Genomic DNA, 19,010 nt, shown 5'->3' on the forward strand with positions numbered 1-19,010 from the left:
GTGATCATCGTAATTGTAGTTGCGGCAATGATCGTGCCTCTTTTGAGCTACGCGCTTTAGGGGTAAGGATTCAGAAAAGGCGATTGTTCACACGCTGCTGGTTACAGAGTGAACAGTAGCCGGAAAAGGGGAAAAGAGTATGAAAAGGTTTGCTGGATTCGGGCTTCTTTTTGCACTTGTGTGGGTTTTTGCAGGCATGGCGGAAGGAGAAGCCCTTGCAAAGGAAAAGGAAGATTCCACTATCCACACAGGAGTCTATGCGGATGAGATCGATCTGTCCGGCATGACAACGGCGGAGGCAAAGGCGGAGGTAGACGCTTACATAACCAGACTTAAGGAGGATATCCTGACGCTGGAGATTTTTGACGAGCAGATGGAGGTTACCTTAGGAGAGCTGGGATTAAGGTGCTCCAATCCGGATGTGATTGACGAGGCCGCACAGCTTGGGAAGACGGGCAATGCCATCAAGCGCTATAAGGATCGGAAGGATCTGGAGCATGAGAACAAGGTCTATCAGCTGGAATGGGCTCTTGACTCTTCCAAGGTACGGGAGTTCGTCTCAACCGAGTGCGTAAAGTTCGACTCCGAGGCCGAGGACGCTTCCTTAAAGCGGGAAAACGGCGTATTTCAGATTGTGGACGGCAATACGGGCACAAAGCTGGACGTAGAAGGCTCCGTGCAGGCCATCGAGAATTATATTGCAAATGAGTGGAACAAGGAAAACGGGCGGATCACCCTTCCGGTGGAGACGGACTATCCCAGGGGAAGCGAGGAAGAATTAAGCCGTGTGAAAGACGTGCTTGGAACCTTTACCACAAGCTATGCTACCTCCAACGGCAACCGCAGTCAGAATATCTCCAACGGAGCCAGTCTCATCAACGGCACGGTGCTGTATCCGGGAGACAGCTTTTCCACCTATGAGGTAGTCAGCCCCTTTACCAGAGACAACGGCTATGAAATGGCAGGCTCCTACCTGAACGGCCAGGTGGTAGACAGCTTAGGAGGAGGAATCTGCCAGGTATCTACAACTTTGTACAATGCGGTATTGCTCTCCGAACTGGAGGTTGTGGAGCGTTCCAATCACTCTATGATTGTGACCTATGTGGATCCTTCTGCAGATGCGGCCATCGCGGGAACTTATAAAGACTTTAAGTTTAAGAACAATACAGATGCGCCTATCTACATTGAAGGCGCTACGGCAGGAAAGCAGATTACCTTTACCATTTACGGCGAGGAGACCAGGCCGGCCAACCGCACCATCAAGTATGTAAGCCAGACCTTGAGCACTACGGATCCGGGAGCGGTGATTGTGGCGGATCCCGGACAGCCCATCGGCTACCGGGTAGTTTCCGGAGCCCACAGGGGTGTTGTGGCAGAGCTTTACAAGCATGTCTATGTGGACGGTGTGGAGGAAAGCGTAACCAAGGTGAATAAGAGCTCCTATAATGCATCTCCCCGTACCGTGGTAATCGGAGTAGCCGGCGATCCGGATCTTTCCGCAGAGCTGGTGGAAGCAGTGGCGACCCAGGACGAGGGCCTGGTCAACGCTGTTCTAGGATCCTGTCTGGAGAGAATGATGTAAGAGAGACGGAAAAAGGAAAGCAGGAGCAGACAGGAATGAAGGTAGGAAAAATTTCCGAGACGATTTTAAAGAGAAGCATTTTTAAGCAGATCCGGACAAAACGGGGCGAGGTTCTCTTAGGAGCGGGCGTTGGAGAGGACTGCGCGGCTCTGAAGCTTGAACCGGGGGAGGTCTTTGTGATATCTACAGACCCCATTACAGGAACCGTGAAGGATGTGGGAACACTGGCTGTCCAGGTGACCGTGAATGATCTGGCAAGCAGCGGCGCGGAGCCGGTGGGCGTGATGCTGACAGTGCTTCTTCCGGAGGAGATTACAGAAGAAGATATCAAGGAAATGATGTGCCAGGTGGAGGAAGCCTGTGCAGGAGCAAATATCCAGGTGATGGGCGGCCACACAGAGGTGACGAAGGCCGTAAACCAGCCGGTGATCAGTGTGGCCGGCGTGGGAAAGGCCAGGGAGGGCCGTCTGATCTCTACGGCCGGAGCCAAGGCCGGGCAGGATATCCTGGTCACAAAATGGATCGGGATAGAGGGAACCTCCATCATTGCAAAGGAAAAAGAAAAGGAGCTTCGTACCCGGTTTTCCGCCGACTTTGTAGATACGGCCAAGGGGTTTGACCAGTACCTTTCGGTGCTGCCCGAGGCAAGGCTCGCAGCGGATTTTGGAGTCAGCGCCATGCATGATGTGACGGAGGGCGGAATCTACGGGGCCCTGTGGGAGCTGGCGGAGGCATCAGGCGTCGGGCTGGAGATTGATCTAAAGGCGGTTCCCATCCGCCAGGAGACGGTTGAGGTCTGCGAGTACTTTGGATTAAATCCCTATTATCTCATTTCCAGCGGCTGTATGCTAATGGCCAGTGATAGGGGACACGATCTGGCCCGGGAGCTTCAGAAGGCCGGCATTTCGGCGGCTGTGATTGGAAAAGCCGTGGAGGGGAAGGCCAGGCGGATTCTCAACGGAGAAGAAGAAAGCTTTCTGGAGCGGCCCAAGACGGATGAGTTATATAAAATATATAAATGATGGAACTGGAAAACAGTAATATCCTTCATAGCGCACAAATCAATTTCCAGGCACATGGGTTTGTGACTGGAAATTGATTTCACAAAGGTGTGCTGAGAGGGATATTACGGAACTGGAATGGAGGAGCGTATGCGTGAAAAAATTTTGACTTTTATGGAGAAGAACAGCCGGGTTGACTTAAAGGATCTGGCAGTGATGCTGGGCGTGGATGAGGTTACGGTGGCGAATGAGATTGCCGACATGGAAAAGGAAGGCATCATCTGCGGCTATCACACGCTGATTGACTGGGATAAGACGGGCGAGGAGAAGCTGACGGCGCTGATTGAGGTAAAGGTTACGCCTCAGAGGGGCCTGGGCTTTGATAAGGTAGCCGAGCGCATTTACAATTATGCGGAGGTGGACAGCGTTTACCTTATTTCCGGCGGTTTTGACTTTATGGTGATGATCGAGGGCAAGACTATGCGCGACGTAGCCCAGTTCGTGTCGGATAAGCTGTCTCCGCTGGATACCGTGCTGAGTACAGCTACCCATTTTGTGCTGAAAAAGTATAAGGATCATGGCTCTATTATGGTACATAAATCAAAAGATGAAAGGATGCTGGTGACACCGTGAGAAATTTTTTAGCTGATAAGGTTGTGAATATTCCCCCATCGGGCATTCGGAAGTTTTTTGACATTGTAAGCGAGATGCCGGATGCCATCTCCCTGGGAGTGGGTGAGCCTGATTTTGATACGCCATGGCATATCCGGGATGAGGGAATCTATTCCCTGGAGAGAGGACGCACCTTTTATACTTCAAATGCAGGCTTAAAGGAGCTTCGTGATGAGATATCCAATTATCTTAAAAGAAGAATCGGCGTAAGCTACGATTCCATAAAGGAAACCGTAGTGACCGTAGGCGGAAGCGAAGGCATCGACATGGCCTTCCGGGCGGTACTGAATCCGGGAGATGAGGTTCTGATTCCCCAGCCCTGCTATGTTTCCTATGAGCCTTGCGCCGTGCTGGCCGGGGGCGTGCCTGTGATAATCAATCTGAAAGAGGAAAATGAGTTCCGGCTTACGAAGGAAGAGCTTTTGGAGGCCGTTACAGAGAAGACAAAGATTCTAGTGCTGCCATTCCCCAACAATCCCACTGGGGCGATTATGGAGCAGAAGGATCTGGAGGACATTGCCCAGGTAGTGATTGAGAAGGATCTTCTGGTTCTGTCAGACGAGATTTATTCGGAGCTCAGCTACAAGGAGGAGCATGTGTCCATTGCCTCTCTGCCGGGAATGAAGGAACGGACCATTCTCATCAACGGCTTTTCCAAGGCTTATGCCATGACCGGCTGGCGCCTGGGATATGCCTGCGGCCCTGGGCCTGTCATTGAGCAGATGACGAAGATCCATCAGTTCGCCATTATGTGCGCTCCCACCAACAGCCAGTTTGCAGCCGTGGAGGCTCTGAAAAACGGGGATGAGGACGTGGCTATGATGCGGGAATCTTATGATCAGAGAAGGCGGTATGTGATGCACAGCCTTCGGGAAATGGGATTGAAGTGCTTTGAACCTTTTGGGGCCTTTTACGTATTTCCCAGCATCCAGGAATTCGGCATTACTTCAGATGAGTTTGCCACCCGGTTTCTAAAGGAGGAAAAGGTGGCGGTAGTTCCGGGAACTGCTTTCGGAGCCTGCGGAGAGGGATTTCTGCGGCTCTCCTATGCCTATTCTCTGGAGGATCTGAAAGTGGCCTTTGGCCGTCTGGCTGATTTTACAAGCCGCCTTAGGAAGGAAAAAGAGGGGAATTAGAACAGGATGGCATTGAATATCGTACTTCTGGAGCCGGAGATTCCGGCAAATACCGGGAATATCGGGCGAACCTGTGCGGCTACGGGAACACGTCTTCACTTGATAGAGCCTCTGGGCTTCCGCCTGGGGGAAAAGGAGCTGAAACGGGCCGGAATGGATTACTGGTCTCAAATTGATGTGACTACCTACAGCAATTATGAGGATTTTCTTCTTAAGAATCCCCAGGCAGTCATTTACATGGCGACGACCAAAGGGCCCCAGGCGTACACAGAGGTACAGTATGAGCCGGACTGCTATCTGATGTTCGGCAAGGAGAGCGCCGGGATTCCCGAGGAGCTGCTTCTTGAGAATCAGAAGAGATCCATACGGATTCCCATGATTGGCGAGACACGTTCTCTCAATTTGTCCAATGCAGCGGCAATTGTATTGTATGAGGCCTTGAGGCAGAACGGTTTTGCCCAGATGAAGCTTAACGGAACGCTTACAAAATACGACTGGAAGCAGGAGGCCTGCAAAGACCAGGCGTTTTCCTGATTACTGGTAAGGACAAAATGGTGATAAGATGAAAAACAGGAAGCTCCCGAAAATCATATATGGAATCATCGGACTGGCCCTGCTGTGCAGTTTCAGCTTTATTTCTTATGCGACGAAGACCAATGACATCGACCAGACCCAGGACGAGCTTGATAAAACCCAGGACGAGATTGACGAGCAGCAGGATAAGATTGACAAAACCCAGCAGGAGATCAACGATACAAAGAATAAACAGAAAAAGCTGGAAGACGCCAAGGCAAACATGGAGGCCTATTTAAAGGATCTGAACAACCAGTACGCTTCTATCAGCGAGCAGATCGAGGATCTGAACCGGCAGATTGCGGATAAGGAAAAAGAGATTGAGCAGACCCAGGCGGATCTGGAGGAAGCAAAGCGAGTAGAAGAAAAACAGTATGAGGATATGAAAATCCGTATTCAATATATGTACGAGAATTCCCAGCCTTCTTTCTTTGAGGTTCTTCTGGAGGAGGGCAGCTTTGCCAATGCGCTGAACAAGGCCAATTATGCAGCCAGCATAACTGCGTATGATCGTCAGATGATGGAAAGCTATATGGCTCAGAAGAAAGCCATTGCGGATAAGGAGGCAGAGCTTCAGGGAGAGATGGAAGCCCTGGATGAGCTTCACGCATCCGTTGTGGAAAAGCAGGATGAGGTTTCGGCTTTGGCAAAAAGAACCTCTGGCAAGATTGGACAGCATATAAGCGACATTGCGGCGGCCCAGGCGGATCTGAACGGAAAGAATGACGCTCTGACGGTTCAGAAGGAAGTGCTGGCAGAGCTGATTGCGGAGAAGAAGCGGCTGGAGGCATCTTTGGAGGCTGCCAAGCTGGCGGAGATCAACGCATCTTTGGGAAATGTGTCCGGTGTACAGACAACCGGAACCGATCATGCAAATTATGGAGCTTATGGAGCCAGCGAGGAGGAGGTCACGGCCCTTGCGGTGCTGATTCACTGTGAGGCGGCGAACCAGGGAGACGCAGGGCGCCTAGCGGTGGGAGCCGTGGTAATGAACCGGATTCGGGATCCACGTTTTCCGCAGAATACCATTATGAGTGTGATACGGGCGCCGGGACAGTTTTCTCCCGTTACTTCGGGGCGTTTTGATTTGGTGCTGCAGCAGGATCTGGGAAGCGTAAGCCAGGCATGCTTTACGGCGGCCAGGCGGGCTATTGCGGGAGAATCCAATGTGGGAAACAGGGTATTCTTCCGTACCCACCGGAATAATCCTGCGCTGAGCGGACTGATTATCGGGGATCATATTTTCTCCTATACCTGGAACTTTGCGCCGGAGAGCGGTGTGCCGGATAAGAAGCCGGAAGAGACCCCTCCGGAAAACCCACCGGAAGAAACACCGCCAGAGGAGAATCCTCCGGAAGAAAATCCCCCGGAAGAAAATCCCCCGGAGGAGACCCCTCCAACAGAGAATCCTCCGGAAGAGACTTCCCCGGAGGAAGGAGGAACGTCTGAGGGCGGCCAGCCGGAGGGGAGTATAACAACGCCGCAATAAAGCAAATGAAAAAATCATAGAATCCGATATTTTCTACTAGACAAATATCGGATTCTATGATAGGATAATTAGTGCTGACAGCAAAACAATTAGATAACGGCGTGTGGCTCAGCTTGGTAGAGCGCTACGTTCGGGACGTAGAGGCCGCAGGTTCAAATCCTGTCACGCCGACTCCTTGGCAGGGGCATGGGGAACCCAGAATGGGTTTCCTTTTTTAATTTCATAATAACGATCTTCTTGTCAAGAGACTGAATACAATGACAAAGGAATGAAGCCGTGAAAAAATATATGGAAGTTATAAAAACGGCAAATGTATGGATTCTTCTGACAGCAGCGTTTCTTCTGGCAGCGCTTCTGGAGCTGTGTGTATTTCAGTTTTCTTACTTTTCCCAGAATTTTGGAGATTACAACCGAATAGAGCTTGACTTGTCCCAGATGGCGGGCTATAACGGCGAGGCTCTTCCGCTGCTTCCCGACAACCCGACGGTTTCTTTTGACGGCCTGTCCCAGCAGGTGCGCAGCGTCACGGTACGCACAGCCGGCCCGATCCAGGTTCTGTCCGGAAATATCGGCATCTGCGACGAAGCCAACGCATACCGTACTATGGGCGCAGGAAGCTTTCAGGTGAATCCGGGAGGGCATGAGTCTGCCTTTACGGTTCGTCTGCACAGCCACGGGGCGCTGACGCGGCTTCGCATCAACTTTACGGAGGAGCTGGAAGAACCGGTATTCCTTCTTTCTGTGGTGCTGAATGAACGGATTCCTCTGCAGATTCACGGGCTTCGGCTGGTTCTGATGGCGGGACTGTTCTTTGCGGCATTCTGTGTACTGCGTTTCCGGCTCTATGAGGCGGAATACTGTCCGGAGAAAAAGAGCCATGGCAGGATGAACCTGCTGGTTCTGGCTTTCTGCCTGCTGGTTTCCTGCTGGATTCTCTACGGCGGATCGCCTTCCCATCAATACCTTCGCCCTTATCCTTCTCTGGAAGAGCTTCGTTCCCCAAAGATGGTGGTGGATGCTTATATGCAGCAGCTGGATGCTTTTGAAAAGGGGCAGGCAGCCCTGGATCTCGATGTAAATCCGGCGCTTCTGGAGCTGGAGAATCCCTATGATAAGGGGGAGAGGGATAAAAAGGAGATCGCCTATCACTGGGATCGGGCTTATTATAATGGGCAGTACTATTCCTATTTTGGTCTTGCGCCTTTGTTTATGGTGTATTATCCGGTCTACTGGCTGACGGGAATGCTTCCTACAGAGCTTCTGGCAGGGACGCTTTTGTCCGTTTTTGCGATTCTGGCTGTCTTTGGGGCCATTCAGGGACTTTACCAAATCTTCCGGCCCAGGGCAAATCTTGTCCTGTTTTTGCTGGGGGAGGCAGCCGTGGTGTTTGGAAGCTTTCTGTATCTGATGCAGGCATCGCTGAGCTTTTACTATCTTCCTCTGATCAGCGGCGTGGGATGGCTTGCGGCCTTTGCTGGATTTTCCTCCTTTGCCTGTCTAAGAGAAAACGGAATGAAGCGTATGCTGCTTTTTTTCCTGGCAGGGATTTCTGTAGTGATGCTTGTGCTTTCACGCCCGAATATGGTGATTCTGGCAGCGGCTTTTGGGGCGCCGCTGTTCCTGGGCGTTCTTTTTGACAAGGCGATGCGGCCGGGAGATAAGCTTCGGTGTGCGCTGCCCTTCCTGGCTCCCGTTCTGCTGGGAGGGATTGGCGTGATGTACTATAATCAGATTCGGTTTGGATCTGTGTTTGAGTTTGGAACGGCCTTCCAGCTTACAGAGAGTGATATTCGGTATAACGGGCTTGTCTTAAGCCTGCACCACTTTTTGTCTATGCTGTATCACTATTTTGGAGAATCCTTTGTCTATACGGAGTTTTTCCCGTTTCTGCGGTTTACAACGGAGAAATGCGTAGATTTTGGGAATTATCTTTACCAGGAGTACAGCGCCGGACTTTTTCAGATGCCTCTGAACCTGGGGGTTTTTCTGGCAGGACTGACGCTTGGCGGGAGGGAAAAAAAGGACTCCCTAAAGAGGCGGATCTGCTGGCTGCTCCTCGTGAGCATTCTGGGGCTGGGATATCTGGATTTCCTTCTGGGAGGGATTCACATACGCTATGTCTGCGATCTGAGCCTGGCCGTCAGCCTTATGGCGTTCCTGCTGATTCTGGGGCATATTCATTTTGAGGGTACTCGTTCTTCCCGTATCCTGTATGTGATTACTCTGGGGCTTTTGCTGCTCACTGTGAGCCGGGGGTGGCTGACAATCTTTTCCAACGAGACCAACGCCATCCGGCAGGCCAATCCTGATTTTTATTTGAGCGTAGCAAAAATGTTTCGGTTATAAGCAGTTGTTCAGCCGTGCAGCAAATCGGACAGACAGGCTTTTCCATATCTGTGTTTGTACGGTTCACGTACAGTTACTGTTCACACGCAACTGTTCCGCGAGGTGTTTCCGCACATTTTGTGCGGAAATCCCGAGTTTTTCAGCGCGAAATCGCATCTTTTTGCGATTTCTGTGCATCGCGAAGCGTGTTACTGGGCACGGAGTGAACAGTAACCACGTACAGGCTGTTAAGGTTATAATATGGAATAAGGGCTTTACACCCTGCTTGCGGATTGTTATAATAAACATACAAAAACAGGTGCAGATGTTGTTTTTAAAGTGGAAAGAAAAGTGAATTTCGGGCTGCTCATTGCAGCGCCGGGTAAGGGGTGTGGAATATGGATAATTTCGTAATTTCTATCACAAGAACCTGTGGAAGCGGTGCAACCTCCATCGGAAGAATTCTGGCGAAGGATCTGGGAGTGGAGCTTTACGACCGCAATCTTCTCCGGCTTGCTTCCGATGAAAGCGGAATCAGCCAGGAGCTGTTCGCCAGGGCCGACGAGGATCAGAAGAAGAGTCTTTTGTTCCGGGCATCCCAGAAGGTGTATACCGGGGGGCTGATTCCTCCGGAGAAGGAAGACTTTACCTCCAACAACAATCTTTTCAACTACCAGGCCAAGGTGCTTCGGGAGCTGGCGGAGATGTCCTCCTATGTGGTCATCGGAAGGGCCGCAGACTATGTACTGAATGACCGGACCAATTTAGTGAGGGTCTTCATCTATGCTTCCAGGGAGAAGTGTATCCAGAAGGAGATGAACCGTCAGAAGATTGACTGGAAGAAGGCAGACAAATTCATCACCAAGACCGACCGCTACCGCCGGGATTATTACCGTTATTTTACCGGGCAGGAGTGGGAGAGCATGCGCAATTATGATTTGTGTATCAACACCACGGATATGACGTATGAGCAGGCGGCGAAGGCCATCAAGGATTTTGCGTTTACCCTGTTGGAGAGTAAGAAAAACAAATAAAACCGGTTTATGGAGAGCTGTATCTGAGAGCACGCCAAGACGGGGATAAAAGAAATATAAGCGAATAAGAAGAAAGAACGACCGGAAGGCTTTTCCAGACAGGGGCCTTCCGGTTTTTTGCGGGACTTTATTACAAGGTAATGAAATTTTAATAAAAACTTCATACATTCCTGGGGTTTCATGTTATACTATATGTTATACTCAACAGGTATATTTTGATGGAGGAAGTCCGTCCTAAATGGACATGAAAACAGGATAGAACAATGCGGAAAGGATGACAGCCATGGCAGAAAAACGAGAATTTACTTATCTGTCCGCTGACGGAAAAACGAATATCCATGCAGTGGAGTGGAAGCCTGAGCAGGGAGAGGTATCGGCGGTTCTTCAGATTGTCCACGGAATGGTGGAATTTATCGGCCGCTATGAGGAGTTTGCGCAGTACTTGACAAAGCGAGGCTTTGCAGTAGTGGGACATGATCACCTTGGACATGGAGCGTCCATTGGCACCAAGGAGGATTACGGCTTTTTCCGTGAAAAGAACGGGAATGCCGCCGTGCTTAAGGACATTCATCATCTGAAAAAGCTGACGGAAAAGACCTATGGGGATCTGCCTTACTATATGCTGGGCCACAGTATGGGTTCCTTTCTTGTGCGCCAGTATCTCTGCCTGCGCGGCGGGGAGCTTGACGGCGCAATCATCATGGGAACCGGAACAAAGCCTGTGCCTCTTTTGAAGGCCGGCAGAGGGATCTGCCGCGGGCTGGCGGCAATATTTGGATGGCGCCACCGGAGCCTTCTTGTTGACAGAATGGCCTTCGGAGGCTATAATAAACATTTCAAACCGGGAAGGACAACGGCAGACTGGCTCACCAAGGACGAGGCGGTTGTAGACCGATATCTGGCAGACGAGCGCTGCACCTTCCGGTTTACCTTGAACGGATACTATAATCTGTTTTACAGCATGGAGACGGCATGGAACAAGAGCAGTCTGAAGAGAATGCCGGTAGATCTGCCCGTGCTGTTTGTAGCAGGAAAAGAGGATCCGGTAGGTGATTTTGGAGCAGGAGTGGAGCTGGTTGAGAAGCGGTTCCGGGAAGCGGGGATGGTAAAGGTTACAACAAAGCTTTACGAAACAGACCGGCATGAGATTCTGAATGAAACGGATCGAAGCACCGTATATGAAGATCTGTATAACTGGCTGAGCAAAGAAGCAGAACACCCACGCAGGAAGGAATAGAAGATATTACGGGACTGTAATAGTCCAGCTAAGAAATGTCAGGTGTTTTGAAAAATAAATTTTGCTGGACAGTAAAGCCGCAAAGGCGCACGAGAGGAACTTTTATGAGAGTCCTTTCGAATAAAAGTTTCTCTCATTACCGGTGTGTCGAAGCGGCTTTACCCTTTAGTGCTGTCGCGCAGCGACTTAGAATAGGAGGAAATATGAAAAAGCGACTTTTATCACTGATACTGGCCATGGCCATGCTGCTTACGTCCGGAATTACGGCATTTGCAGCGGAAGATGACACGCCGATCCTGGCCCTGGGAGCCAATTTAAGCGAGGAGCAGAAAGCAACGGTCTTGAATCTTCTGGGCGTAGACCCGGCGGATCTGGATAGCTACAAGGTAATCTATGTGACCAACGAGCAGGAGCACCAATATCTGGATCAATATCTGGGAGCCGGCGTCATCGGAACGAAGGCATTGTCCTCCGTGCTGATCCGCCCGGCGGCAGAGGGCAGCGGCCTTAATGTGACTACTTACAACATCAGCTACTGTACCATTGATATGTATCGGAACGCCTTGATTACAGCCGGCCTCAAGGATGCGGACGTATTCGTGGCCGGTCCCACCAACCTGTCGGGAACGGCGGCCCTTATCGGAGCCGTCAAGGGCTACGAGGAAATGACAGGTGAAAATGTAGGTGAGGAAGCTCTGGAGGCAGCTGTAAACGAGATCGTGGTAACGGGAGACCTGGGCGACATCCTGGGCGATTCCGAGGCGGCTTCCGACATTATCGCTTACATCAAGCAGCAGATAGCGGAGGAGCATGTGGAATCCGATGAGGATATTGAGCGGATCATCCGCAATGCCATGAAGGAATTCAACATTGAGCTGTCCGACGAGCAGGTGCAGGAGCTGATTAAGCTGATGAACAAGATCAGCAAGCTGGATCTGGATGTGGACGCCCTGGCAAAGCAGGCCGGAGAGCTCTATGAGAAGCTCAAGGGCATGGGCCTTGACCTGGATAACATTGATACGGAGCAGGTGGGGAATTTTATCACCCGGTTCTTTGATGCGATTATGGGCTTCTTTAACAAACTTTTCGGATAAAAAGGAGCGGAGCTGCCGCAAGAGGAAGAGAGTTATGTATAAGGTATTGCTGGTAGACGATGAGGCGTTGATCCGCGAGGCAATCAGTGAAAATATTCCTTGGGAGGAAATGGGCTTTGAGCTGATTGGCAGCTGTGAAAACGGCCGGGAGGCTATGGAGCGGATGAAAGAGGCCGTACCGGATCTGCTGTTGACAGACATTTATATGCCGTATGTAGACGGAATCGAGCTGGCGCGCTATGTCCATGAAAATCATCCCGATACAAAGACCGTGATCATCAGCGGTTATGACGAATTTGAGTATGCAAAGCAGGCGGTGCGCTACCAGGTTATGGAATATATTCTTAAGCCTGTGACGCCTTCGGAGCTTATGGAGGTTCTCATTCGGGCAAAGAAAAGCCTGGATGAACGCTGTGCAAAAATGAAAACCTTGAAAAAACTGCAGGGGGCCTATATCAGCAACAGGCCCTTTTTGCGCGGACGCTTTTTAAACAGCCTTTTACGGGGAAATGAACGGCCGGAGGGTCTTGGGGATAAGATGGCGGAGCTGGGAATTTGTCTGTCGGGGGCTTTTTTTAATACTGCCATTGTGGAAGGAGACGATCTGTCGCCTTTTCTGAACCAGTACACGGACGTCCGTGACGATCTGGCCCTGTTTGCTATCTGCAATATTACCCAGGAGTTGGTTGAGCGCCAGAAGCTGGGGGTGGTTTTTCAGAATATGGAGGAGAAAACCATCATCATTTTTTGCGGCCGTTCAAAGGAAGAGCTGGAAAAGCAGATGGAAGAAATCTTTCGGGAGATCCAGGAAACCATCCACAGCCTGCTTCTCATAGAGACCACCATCGGCGTTGGGCAGATGGTGCCCGATATCTGCCGTTTGTACCAGTCCTATGAAGGAGCCTGGGATGTGATGGAGCAGAAATTTTTTATGGGAGGCGGTCGGGTTCTTAAGCCGGAGCTTCTGGAAGAGCCGGAGAACAGCCGGGCCATAGACGTGCCTAGGTGGGCCGGAAAGGTGCTCCAGGAGATCAAAAGCGGAAACGAGGTGTCCATTGAGGAGAATATACGGGCCTTTGCCCAGGAGATCCGGGATTCCTATGCCAACCGCAACCGTTCTATCATCTATATGCAGAACCTGCTTCTGACCGTGATTGCAACGGCCAATCTGATCAAAGAGAAGGAAAACCTCATTGTGGAGGAAGAGAAGGAATTCTTAAACCGGATTTACGCCTATGAGCATCTGACAGATATGGCTGAGGATGTGACAGCTATCTGCGTTCATATTTCCGGACTGTTGGGAGAGCAGAGGGACAGCTACGGAAAGAAGCAGGCTATGATGGCTCTTGATTATATCAAAGAGAATTATATGAACTCCGAGGTGAATCTCAATTCCGTATGCAGCCATCTTGCCATCAGCACCAGCTATTTCAGCACCTTGTTTAAAAGCTGTACCGGGGAGACCTTTATAGAGGCCCTGACAAAAAAGCGGATGGAGGAGGCCAGAAAGCTTCTGGAAAATACGTCCATGAAGACCTACGAGGTAGCCCGGGAGGTGGGGTTTTCCGATCCCCATTATTTCAGCATTGCTTTTAAAAAGGCTACGGGAAGAACACCCACAGAGTATGCAAAGGAGAACCGGACGGAATGAAAAAAAATCTGCTGATGCGTTTCCGCAGCATCCGGACTTCAATCATATTTTCCTTCGCGGTGCTCATTGTCTTTGCCCTTATGATTTTTCTTGTGCTGTCCCTGCGGTTTACCAGGGAAGCAGTGCTGGAGAATTCCACGGAATATACCTCCCAGCTGATCGGACAGGTAAACAATGACATTGACTCTTACATCGGCTATATGGAGAATATTTCCGTCATTGTAGCGGACAATTCGGATGTATGGGATTACCTTTTTGGAAAAGAGCTTTCCGAGGAGAGGGAGAAGGAGCTTCCAGAGCGGATTCTTGGAGTATTCCGCACGATCACGGACACCCGGAACGACATTGTCAACATCGCATTGCTTCCAAGGAAGAGAGAGGCCCTGATTAATCAAGGGCGTGCAAGACTGAATCCGTATATCAATGTTTCAGAGCTTGCCTGGTATCAGGAAGCGGAGGCAGCCGGAGGGGAGACGGTCATTTCCTCCTCCCATGTGCAGAACGCCATATTTGGAAGCTATGACTGGGTTGTAACCTTGAGCCGTAATATTTCCAGAAAGGACGATCCGGAGGCAGGGGGCATCTTTTTTGTAGACTTGAATTACAGCGCCATCAGTGATCTGTGCGAGCGGCTCAGTCTAGGGAACCGGGGGTATATCTACATTCTGGATGAAAACGGGGGAATCGTATACCATCCCCAGCAGCAGCTGATCTACAGCGGCATGAAAAAAGAGCTGATTACAGAGGTTATGGAGACAAAGGAATCTTCATTTCTCTCTAAAGACGGCCGTTTGTACACCGTCTCCCGTTCCGAGCAGACGGGATGGATTGTAGTCGGCGTATCCATGGTGCCGGAGCTGATGCATAGGGCCGATGAGGCAAGGAAGATTTATCTTGTGATAGCCCTGGCATTGTTTCTGGCGGCCCTGGCCCTGGCTTATCTTCTCTCCGATGAGATAACAAAGCCGATTAAGGCTCTGGAAAAGTCCATGAAAGAGGTGGAAAAGGGAAATTTTGCCCATGCAGCCCTGGATGTCCGGGAGGAAAATGAAATCGGGCATCTGAGCCGTAATTTCAATATGATGACAGAGGAAATAAAGAACCTGATGGTACAGAGAGACCGGGAGCAGCAGATCAAACGCAGATCAGAGCTTAAGGCCCTCCAGTCCCAGATCAATCCCCATTTTCTCTATAATACCCTGGACTCCATAATCTGGATGGCAGAGTGGGGGAAAAACCAGGAGGTAGTGCGTATGACCTCGTCCCTGGCAAAGCTTCTGCGCCGGAGCATCAGCAATGAGCAGGAGGTGGTGACTGTGGCCGAAGAAGCGGCGTATACAGAAACCTATCTGTCCATTCAGAAAATGCGCTACAAGGACAAGCTGGAATACGAGATCCTGGTAGATCCGGAAATCATGCAGGAAAAAGTTATTAAGCTGATTCTTCAGCCCTTGGTGGAAAATGCCATTTACCATGGAATAAAGTACAAGGAGGGGAAAGGGCTGATCCGGATACGGGGTTTTCGGAAAGGGGATCAGATGATACTTCTGGTACAGGACGACGGAAAAGGAATGGATGCGGAGGCCTTGGCCCATATATTTGAAAAGCACACAAGAGACACCCGTTCCAACGGGGTGGGCCTGAACAATGTGAATGAGCGGATTCAGCTTTACTATGGAGAGGAATATGGAATCAGTTTCCAAAGCAGCCCGGGTAAGGGAACCGAAGCAGCCATAAGACTTCCCTTTGGAAGAGAGGAGGGAAGGGATGGGGAATTATAAGAAAAAAATACTGGCAGCAGGATTTGCCGCCTGCTTTGCGGCAGTTCTGGGGCTGTGGTACTGGCAGAGCCGGAACGAGGGACAAAGCCCTCTTAAGATTGTGCTGATTCAAAAAGCAGTGGATGATACAGACTTCTGGACCAGCATCTACGAAGGGGGGCAGATGGCGGCTGATGAGCTGGGTGTGGAACTGACCATTATGGGCCCCAAAAGAGAGAGTGAGACAGAGCTCCAGCACCAGATGATACTGGAAGCCATAGAGGAAAAGCCTGACGCGATCGCATTGACCCCCAGCAGCTACGACGCCACCCTTCCCTTTGCCGCGCAGATCGAGGCAGCCGGAATAACCCTGGTGCTGATGGACTCCACCATGGAACGGGAGATTGGAGAATCCTTAATTGCAACCGACAACTTTGAAGCCGGATATAAGATGGGAACCTTTATGAAACAATTTGTAAATGAGGCCACAGTCATCGGCGTTGTAGGCCATATAAAAGGAACCTCCACGGCAGTCGAGCGTGAACGGGGGTTCCGCGCCGGGCTTGCAGATGCCGAAAAGCAGATAGCAGAAGTAGTGTTCTGCGATTCTTCCTCAGAAAAAGCCTATCAGCTCACCTGTGGGCTTTTGGAGAAATACCCGGATATGAATATGATTGTAGGGCTCAATGAATATTCCGCAGTAGGCGCGGCCCTTGCAGTAAAAGATCTTGGGCTCTCAGGCAGCTGCCATATGGCGGGCTTCGACAGCTCTATAGAAGAAATCCAGCTGTTAGAGGAAGGCGTATTCGACGCCATAGTCATTCAAAAGCCATTCAACATGGGCTATCTGGGAATCGAGACAGCAGTCAAAGCCGCTCGTGGGAAAGCAGTAGAAGCCTACGTAGACTCCGGATCCGAGCTGATAACCAAAGAAAACATGTATACCGAAGAAAACCAAAAACTCCTATTTCCATTCTTTGGAAAAAAATAACGAATCTCTAAAAAGTCAGGGGATGCCGCCGTTCTTTTTTTGATGAACCTTCCGATAAAGTCCAGGCGGTATCCCCCTGGCCTCCTTAAACATTTTCCCAAAATAAGCCCCGTTTGAAAATCCGCACTTAAGAGCAATATCCAGAACTGGAGTATCTGTAGTCCGTAAAAGCCGCTCCGCGCATTCAAGCCGGTAATCCAGAAGATATTCAAAAGGCGTCCGCTGGATACTGGTGCGGAAGCAGCGCAGACATTCGCTTTTACTTACGCAGGCAGACCGTGCGATATCCTCAAGAGACAGTTTCTCTCGGTAATTCTGCTGGATAAAAGCAAGCATAGTCTGAATGCGATCCCGGTTTACGCTCTTGGAGGAGTCCAAAAGAGGCTTCGCCTCCCGAAGCTCCTCAAGAAGCAGAAGCCAGATATCCGAAAAAACATTTCTGGTCTGAAATTCTGTATTCTCATGCTTCTGAAGCAGCGCGGCCCGGCGCAGAAGCTCCAGCAGCTTCTTCTGCCGCGGCCCGGCTTCACGGAATTCCAGAAGCTCCAGATACCGGTTCTGAAGAACAGGTTCCAGATACCTGGTGAAAAAAATACTTTTAAAATGTCCCCCCAGGAATACAGGGTGAAACAGATGAGAATCAATAACGGCAGTCTGCCCCTCCTCCCGGGCATTCATAGTGCAGAGCACATTGGCGTTGATAAAAAAGCCTTCGCCTTTGTGAAAGGAACAGGTCTGATTGGAAGTCGTAAGGGTCATAGCCCCGCTGACCACAAAGACAAACTCAACCTCCTCGTGCCAGTGCCAGGGAATCCTGGTGTCTGCCAGATTGACATGATGGCAGATATAAGGATATTCCGTGGAAAGGCCCTCGATTTCTTCAGACTGGTTTTCCCTGATCCGTATTTTCATAGCTGCTCCTATCCATATATAATAATAGAATAATTGAAGATATAATTATATAAATAAGCGATATAAATATATTTTATAATATATTTCTTGATTATAATTATAGATAAGAAAACCGGAAAAGTAAAGGGGGAGCTGAAAATGAAATGTGGGACCTTTCAGAAGCTGAAGCAGTTTGCCCGGCACAACCCGGATAAACTGGAGCATATCACAGAACCGGAACTGGAGCAGTGGCTCTGCCGGTACAAGGAGGTGGCGGAAGATGTTGTTAATGATAACGGGAGCCCTTATCGCATGCTTGATGGGATTTTGTGTATTTGAAGAACGAATCTCCAGTTAAAAGCCTTAAAAATGAGACAGTAATCGAAAAAACAGCCGCAAATCCGGTACTTTAGAGATTTGCGGCTGTTTTTTCGTAAAATATTTACCTATTCCAAAAGGATTTTCTATTACTTTATTCATAATTTGGACATATAATAGACATAAATTCAACGGACAGACAAGGCGTTTTTGTCGCCTTCTCTACGGGGGTACTGGAGGGAAAAAGGTGGAAAAAATTAAACAGAATGCAATCGTAAAAAAGATTGGGTTTAACAGGGTGGTATTGTTATGTGTTATGGTACTGCTGTACCTTCTGTTTGCACTCATCACACCGATGGTGAAGGCAAATGCAAATTTTGTGAGCTTTGCCCGTATTGTCAGCTTATTGAAATATGCGTATTTCATGGGCTTCTTGTCTTTGGGAGTAACCTTTGTTATTGCTACGGGGGGAATTGATTTCTCCATTGGCCCGGTGATGTTCTGCGGAGCATTGATTTCAGGATATCTTCTGACATCCAAGGGATGGCCGCTGATTATATGCCTGATCCTGTGCATACTGGTGGGAACGGCTTTTGGAGTACTCAATGGTGTTCTGGTATCTTATGCGGGGCTGCCGTCGTTTATTACCTCCATGGCAAGCATGATGCTTGCAAAAGGCATTGGATCCGTATTTACCAAGACGCAGTCCGTGAGCTGGCCCCAGGCAGGAGACGCCAACGGCTGGTTCCGGAACCTGGTAGGCATGAAGGTGGGGACCACAGAGATCCCGACAGGCTTGTTTATCCTGATTATAGCGGCTGCTGTCTGCGCCGTTATTCTGAATAAGACCATGGCAGGCCGCTATATCCTGTGCATCGGCAGCAACCGGGAGGCTGTAAGGCTGTCCGGCGTGAATACCAAGCGCTGGGAGACGCTGGCATATATCATCTGCGGAACACTGGCCGGGATTGCAGCCATCTTCTATGTGGCTAAGAATACTACGGTTCTTCCGGGCCTTGGTGATACATTTAACAATGAGGCAATTGCCGGCTGTGTAATGGGCGGGACATCCATGACCGGAGGCGTGGCTTCCATCGGAGGAACCCTTATCGGAGTGCTGATTATTGCACTTCTGCAGGAAGGCATTATGGCTATGGGCTTCCAGATTAATTACCAGTACATTATTACCGGGTTGATTGTCCTGACGGTAGTATATGCAGACCTGCGCAGCAGAAGCAGACGCAATTAAGCGAAGG

16 protein-coding genes and 1 tRNA gene are annotated in these 19,010 nt (G+C 50.0%); 16 read left to right on the forward strand and 1 reads right to left on the reverse strand.

Features of this window, described 5'->3' with window-relative positions:
* The first annotated feature begins 139 nt into the window (after window positions 1-139).
* The 14 genes from VV089_RS19080 to VV089_RS19145 all read left to right on the forward strand — a co-directional run bounded on the left by VV089_RS19080 (window position 140) and on the right by VV089_RS19145 (window position 16,545).
* The gene (locus VV089_RS19080; RefSeq protein ID WP_334337031.1) at window positions 140-1,582 is read left to right on the forward strand and encodes a VanW family protein; all 1,443 of its coding nucleotides are present in this window, start codon (window positions 140-142) and stop codon (window positions 1,580-1,582) included.
* A 35-nt stretch (window positions 1,583-1,617) separates the two neighbouring features.
* Window positions 1,618-2,604: an AIR synthase family protein gene (locus VV089_RS19085; RefSeq protein ID WP_334337032.1), complete on the forward strand. Its 987-nt coding sequence runs from the start codon at window positions 1,618-1,620 to the stop codon at window positions 2,602-2,604.
* Between the two features lie 129 nt (window positions 2,605-2,733).
* On the forward strand, window positions 2,734-3,216 hold the full coding sequence (locus tag VV089_RS19090; protein WP_172541498.1) for an Lrp/AsnC family transcriptional regulator: 483 nt from the start codon (window positions 2,734-2,736) through the stop codon (window positions 3,214-3,216).
* Window positions 3,213-4,391, forward strand: coding sequence for an aminotransferase class I/II-fold pyridoxal phosphate-dependent enzyme (locus tag VV089_RS19095; RefSeq protein ID WP_334337033.1), 1,179 nt, complete (start codon window positions 3,213-3,215; stop codon window positions 4,389-4,391). The genes VV089_RS19090 and VV089_RS19095 overlap by 4 nt, the downstream gene beginning before the upstream one ends.
* 6 nt (window positions 4,392-4,397) lie before the next feature.
* Window positions 4,398-4,925, forward strand: coding sequence for a tRNA (uridine(34)/cytosine(34)/5-carboxymethylaminomethyluridine(34)-2'-O)-methyltransferase TrmL (trmL, locus tag VV089_RS19100; protein ID WP_334337034.1), 528 nt, complete (start codon window positions 4,398-4,400; stop codon window positions 4,923-4,925).
* A 28-nt stretch (window positions 4,926-4,953) separates the two neighbouring features.
* Window positions 4,954-6,453, forward strand: a complete 1,500-nt coding sequence (locus VV089_RS19105) for a cell wall hydrolase (RefSeq protein WP_334337035.1) — start codon at window positions 4,954-4,956, stop codon at window positions 6,451-6,453.
* Window positions 6,454-6,550: 97 nt separating this feature from the next.
* A tRNA-Pro gene (locus tag VV089_RS19110) sits at window positions 6,551-6,624 on the forward strand.
* A 105-nt stretch (window positions 6,625-6,729) separates the two neighbouring features.
* Window positions 6,730-8,799: a hypothetical protein gene (locus VV089_RS19115; RefSeq protein WP_334337036.1), complete on the forward strand. Its 2,070-nt coding sequence runs from the start codon at window positions 6,730-6,732 to the stop codon at window positions 8,797-8,799.
* Between the two features lie 377 nt (window positions 8,800-9,176).
* Window positions 9,177-9,812 carry a cytidylate kinase-like family protein gene (locus tag VV089_RS19120; protein ID WP_172541503.1) on the forward strand — a complete coding sequence of 212 codons (636 nt, stop codon included), beginning with the start codon at window positions 9,177-9,179 and terminating at the stop codon, window positions 9,810-9,812.
* A 283-nt stretch (window positions 9,813-10,095) separates the two neighbouring features.
* Window positions 10,096-11,049: an alpha/beta fold hydrolase gene (locus tag VV089_RS19125; RefSeq protein WP_334337037.1), complete on the forward strand. Its 954-nt coding sequence runs from the start codon at window positions 10,096-10,098 to the stop codon at window positions 11,047-11,049.
* A 203-nt stretch (window positions 11,050-11,252) separates the two neighbouring features.
* The gene (locus VV089_RS19130) at window positions 11,253-12,143 is read left to right on the forward strand and encodes a DUF1002 domain-containing protein (RefSeq protein ID WP_172541126.1); all 891 of its coding nucleotides are present in this window, start codon (window positions 11,253-11,255) and stop codon (window positions 12,141-12,143) included.
* Between the two features lie 34 nt (window positions 12,144-12,177).
* Entirely contained in the window at window positions 12,178-13,794 is a 1,617-nt protein-coding gene (locus tag VV089_RS19135) for a response regulator (protein WP_334337038.1), read from the forward strand.
* Window positions 13,791-15,575, forward strand: a complete 1,785-nt coding sequence (locus tag VV089_RS19140; protein WP_334337039.1) for a cache domain-containing sensor histidine kinase — start codon at window positions 13,791-13,793, stop codon at window positions 15,573-15,575. Before VV089_RS19135 ends, VV089_RS19140 begins: the two co-directional genes overlap by 4 nt.
* Complete coding sequence (locus tag VV089_RS19145) at window positions 15,562-16,545, forward strand: substrate-binding domain-containing protein (RefSeq protein ID WP_334337040.1); 984 nt, start codon at window positions 15,562-15,564, stop codon at window positions 16,543-16,545. Before VV089_RS19140 ends, VV089_RS19145 begins: the two co-directional genes overlap by 14 nt.
* 15 nt (window positions 16,546-16,560) lie before the next feature.
* On the opposite strand, the gene VV089_RS19150 is transcribed toward VV089_RS19145, so the two are convergent.
* On the reverse strand, window positions 16,561-17,457 hold the full coding sequence (locus VV089_RS19150; protein WP_172543753.1) for an AraC family transcriptional regulator: 897 nt from the start codon (window positions 17,455-17,457) through the stop codon (window positions 16,561-16,563).
* Window positions 17,458-17,595: 138 nt separating this feature from the next.
* Between VV089_RS19150 and VV089_RS19155 the strand changes: the two genes are divergently transcribed.
* Entirely contained in the window at window positions 17,596-17,775 is a 180-nt protein-coding gene (locus VV089_RS19155; protein ID WP_172543754.1) for a hypothetical protein, read from the forward strand.
* 226 nt (window positions 17,776-18,001) lie between these two features.
* Window positions 18,002-19,003, forward strand: a complete 1,002-nt coding sequence (locus tag VV089_RS19160; protein WP_334337041.1) for an ABC transporter permease — start codon at window positions 18,002-18,004, stop codon at window positions 19,001-19,003.
* Window positions 19,004-19,010 lie beyond the last annotated feature (7 nt).

It is taken from the genome of Candidatus Merdisoma sp. JLR.KK011 (assembly GCF_036941125.1).
In the GTDB taxonomy this organism is placed as follows: domain Bacteria; phylum Bacillota; class Clostridia; order Lachnospirales; family Lachnospiraceae; genus Laedolimicola.

Excerpts from the sequence above, each read along its gene's own strand:
- VV089_RS19080 (WP_334337031.1), top strand. The coding sequence starts at position 140 with ATGAAAAGGTTTGCTGGATTCGGGCTTCTTTTTGCACTTGTGTGGGTT.
- VV089_RS19085 (WP_334337032.1), top strand. The coding sequence starts at position 1,618 with ATGAAGGTAGGAAAAATTTCCGAGACGATTTTAAAGAGAAGCATTTTT.
- VV089_RS19090 (WP_172541498.1), top strand. The coding sequence starts at position 2,734 with ATGCGTGAAAAAATTTTGACTTTTATGGAGAAGAACAGCCGGGTTGAC.
- trmL (WP_334337034.1), top strand. The coding sequence starts at position 4,398 with ATGGCATTGAATATCGTACTTCTGGAGCCGGAGATTCCGGCAAATACC.
- VV089_RS19105 (WP_334337035.1), top strand. The coding sequence starts at position 4,954 with ATGAAAAACAGGAAGCTCCCGAAAATCATATATGGAATCATCGGACTG.
- VV089_RS19120 (WP_172541503.1), top strand. The coding sequence starts at position 9,177 with ATGGATAATTTCGTAATTTCTATCACAAGAACCTGTGGAAGCGGTGCA.
- VV089_RS19125 (WP_334337037.1), top strand. The coding sequence starts at position 10,096 with ATGGCAGAAAAACGAGAATTTACTTATCTGTCCGCTGACGGAAAAACG.
- VV089_RS19130 (WP_172541126.1), top strand. The coding sequence starts at position 11,253 with ATGAAAAAGCGACTTTTATCACTGATACTGGCCATGGCCATGCTGCTT.
- VV089_RS19135 (WP_334337038.1), top strand. The coding sequence starts at position 12,178 with ATGTATAAGGTATTGCTGGTAGACGATGAGGCGTTGATCCGCGAGGCA.
- VV089_RS19140 (WP_334337039.1), top strand. The coding sequence starts at position 13,791 with ATGAAAAAAAATCTGCTGATGCGTTTCCGCAGCATCCGGACTTCAATC.
- VV089_RS19145 (WP_334337040.1), top strand. The coding sequence starts at position 15,562 with ATGGGGAATTATAAGAAAAAAATACTGGCAGCAGGATTTGCCGCCTGC.
- VV089_RS19150 (WP_172543753.1), bottom strand. The coding sequence starts at position 17,457 with ATGAAAATACGGATCAGGGAAAACCAGTCTGAAGAAATCGAGGGCCTT.
- VV089_RS19155 (WP_172543754.1), top strand. The coding sequence starts at position 17,596 with ATGAAATGTGGGACCTTTCAGAAGCTGAAGCAGTTTGCCCGGCACAAC.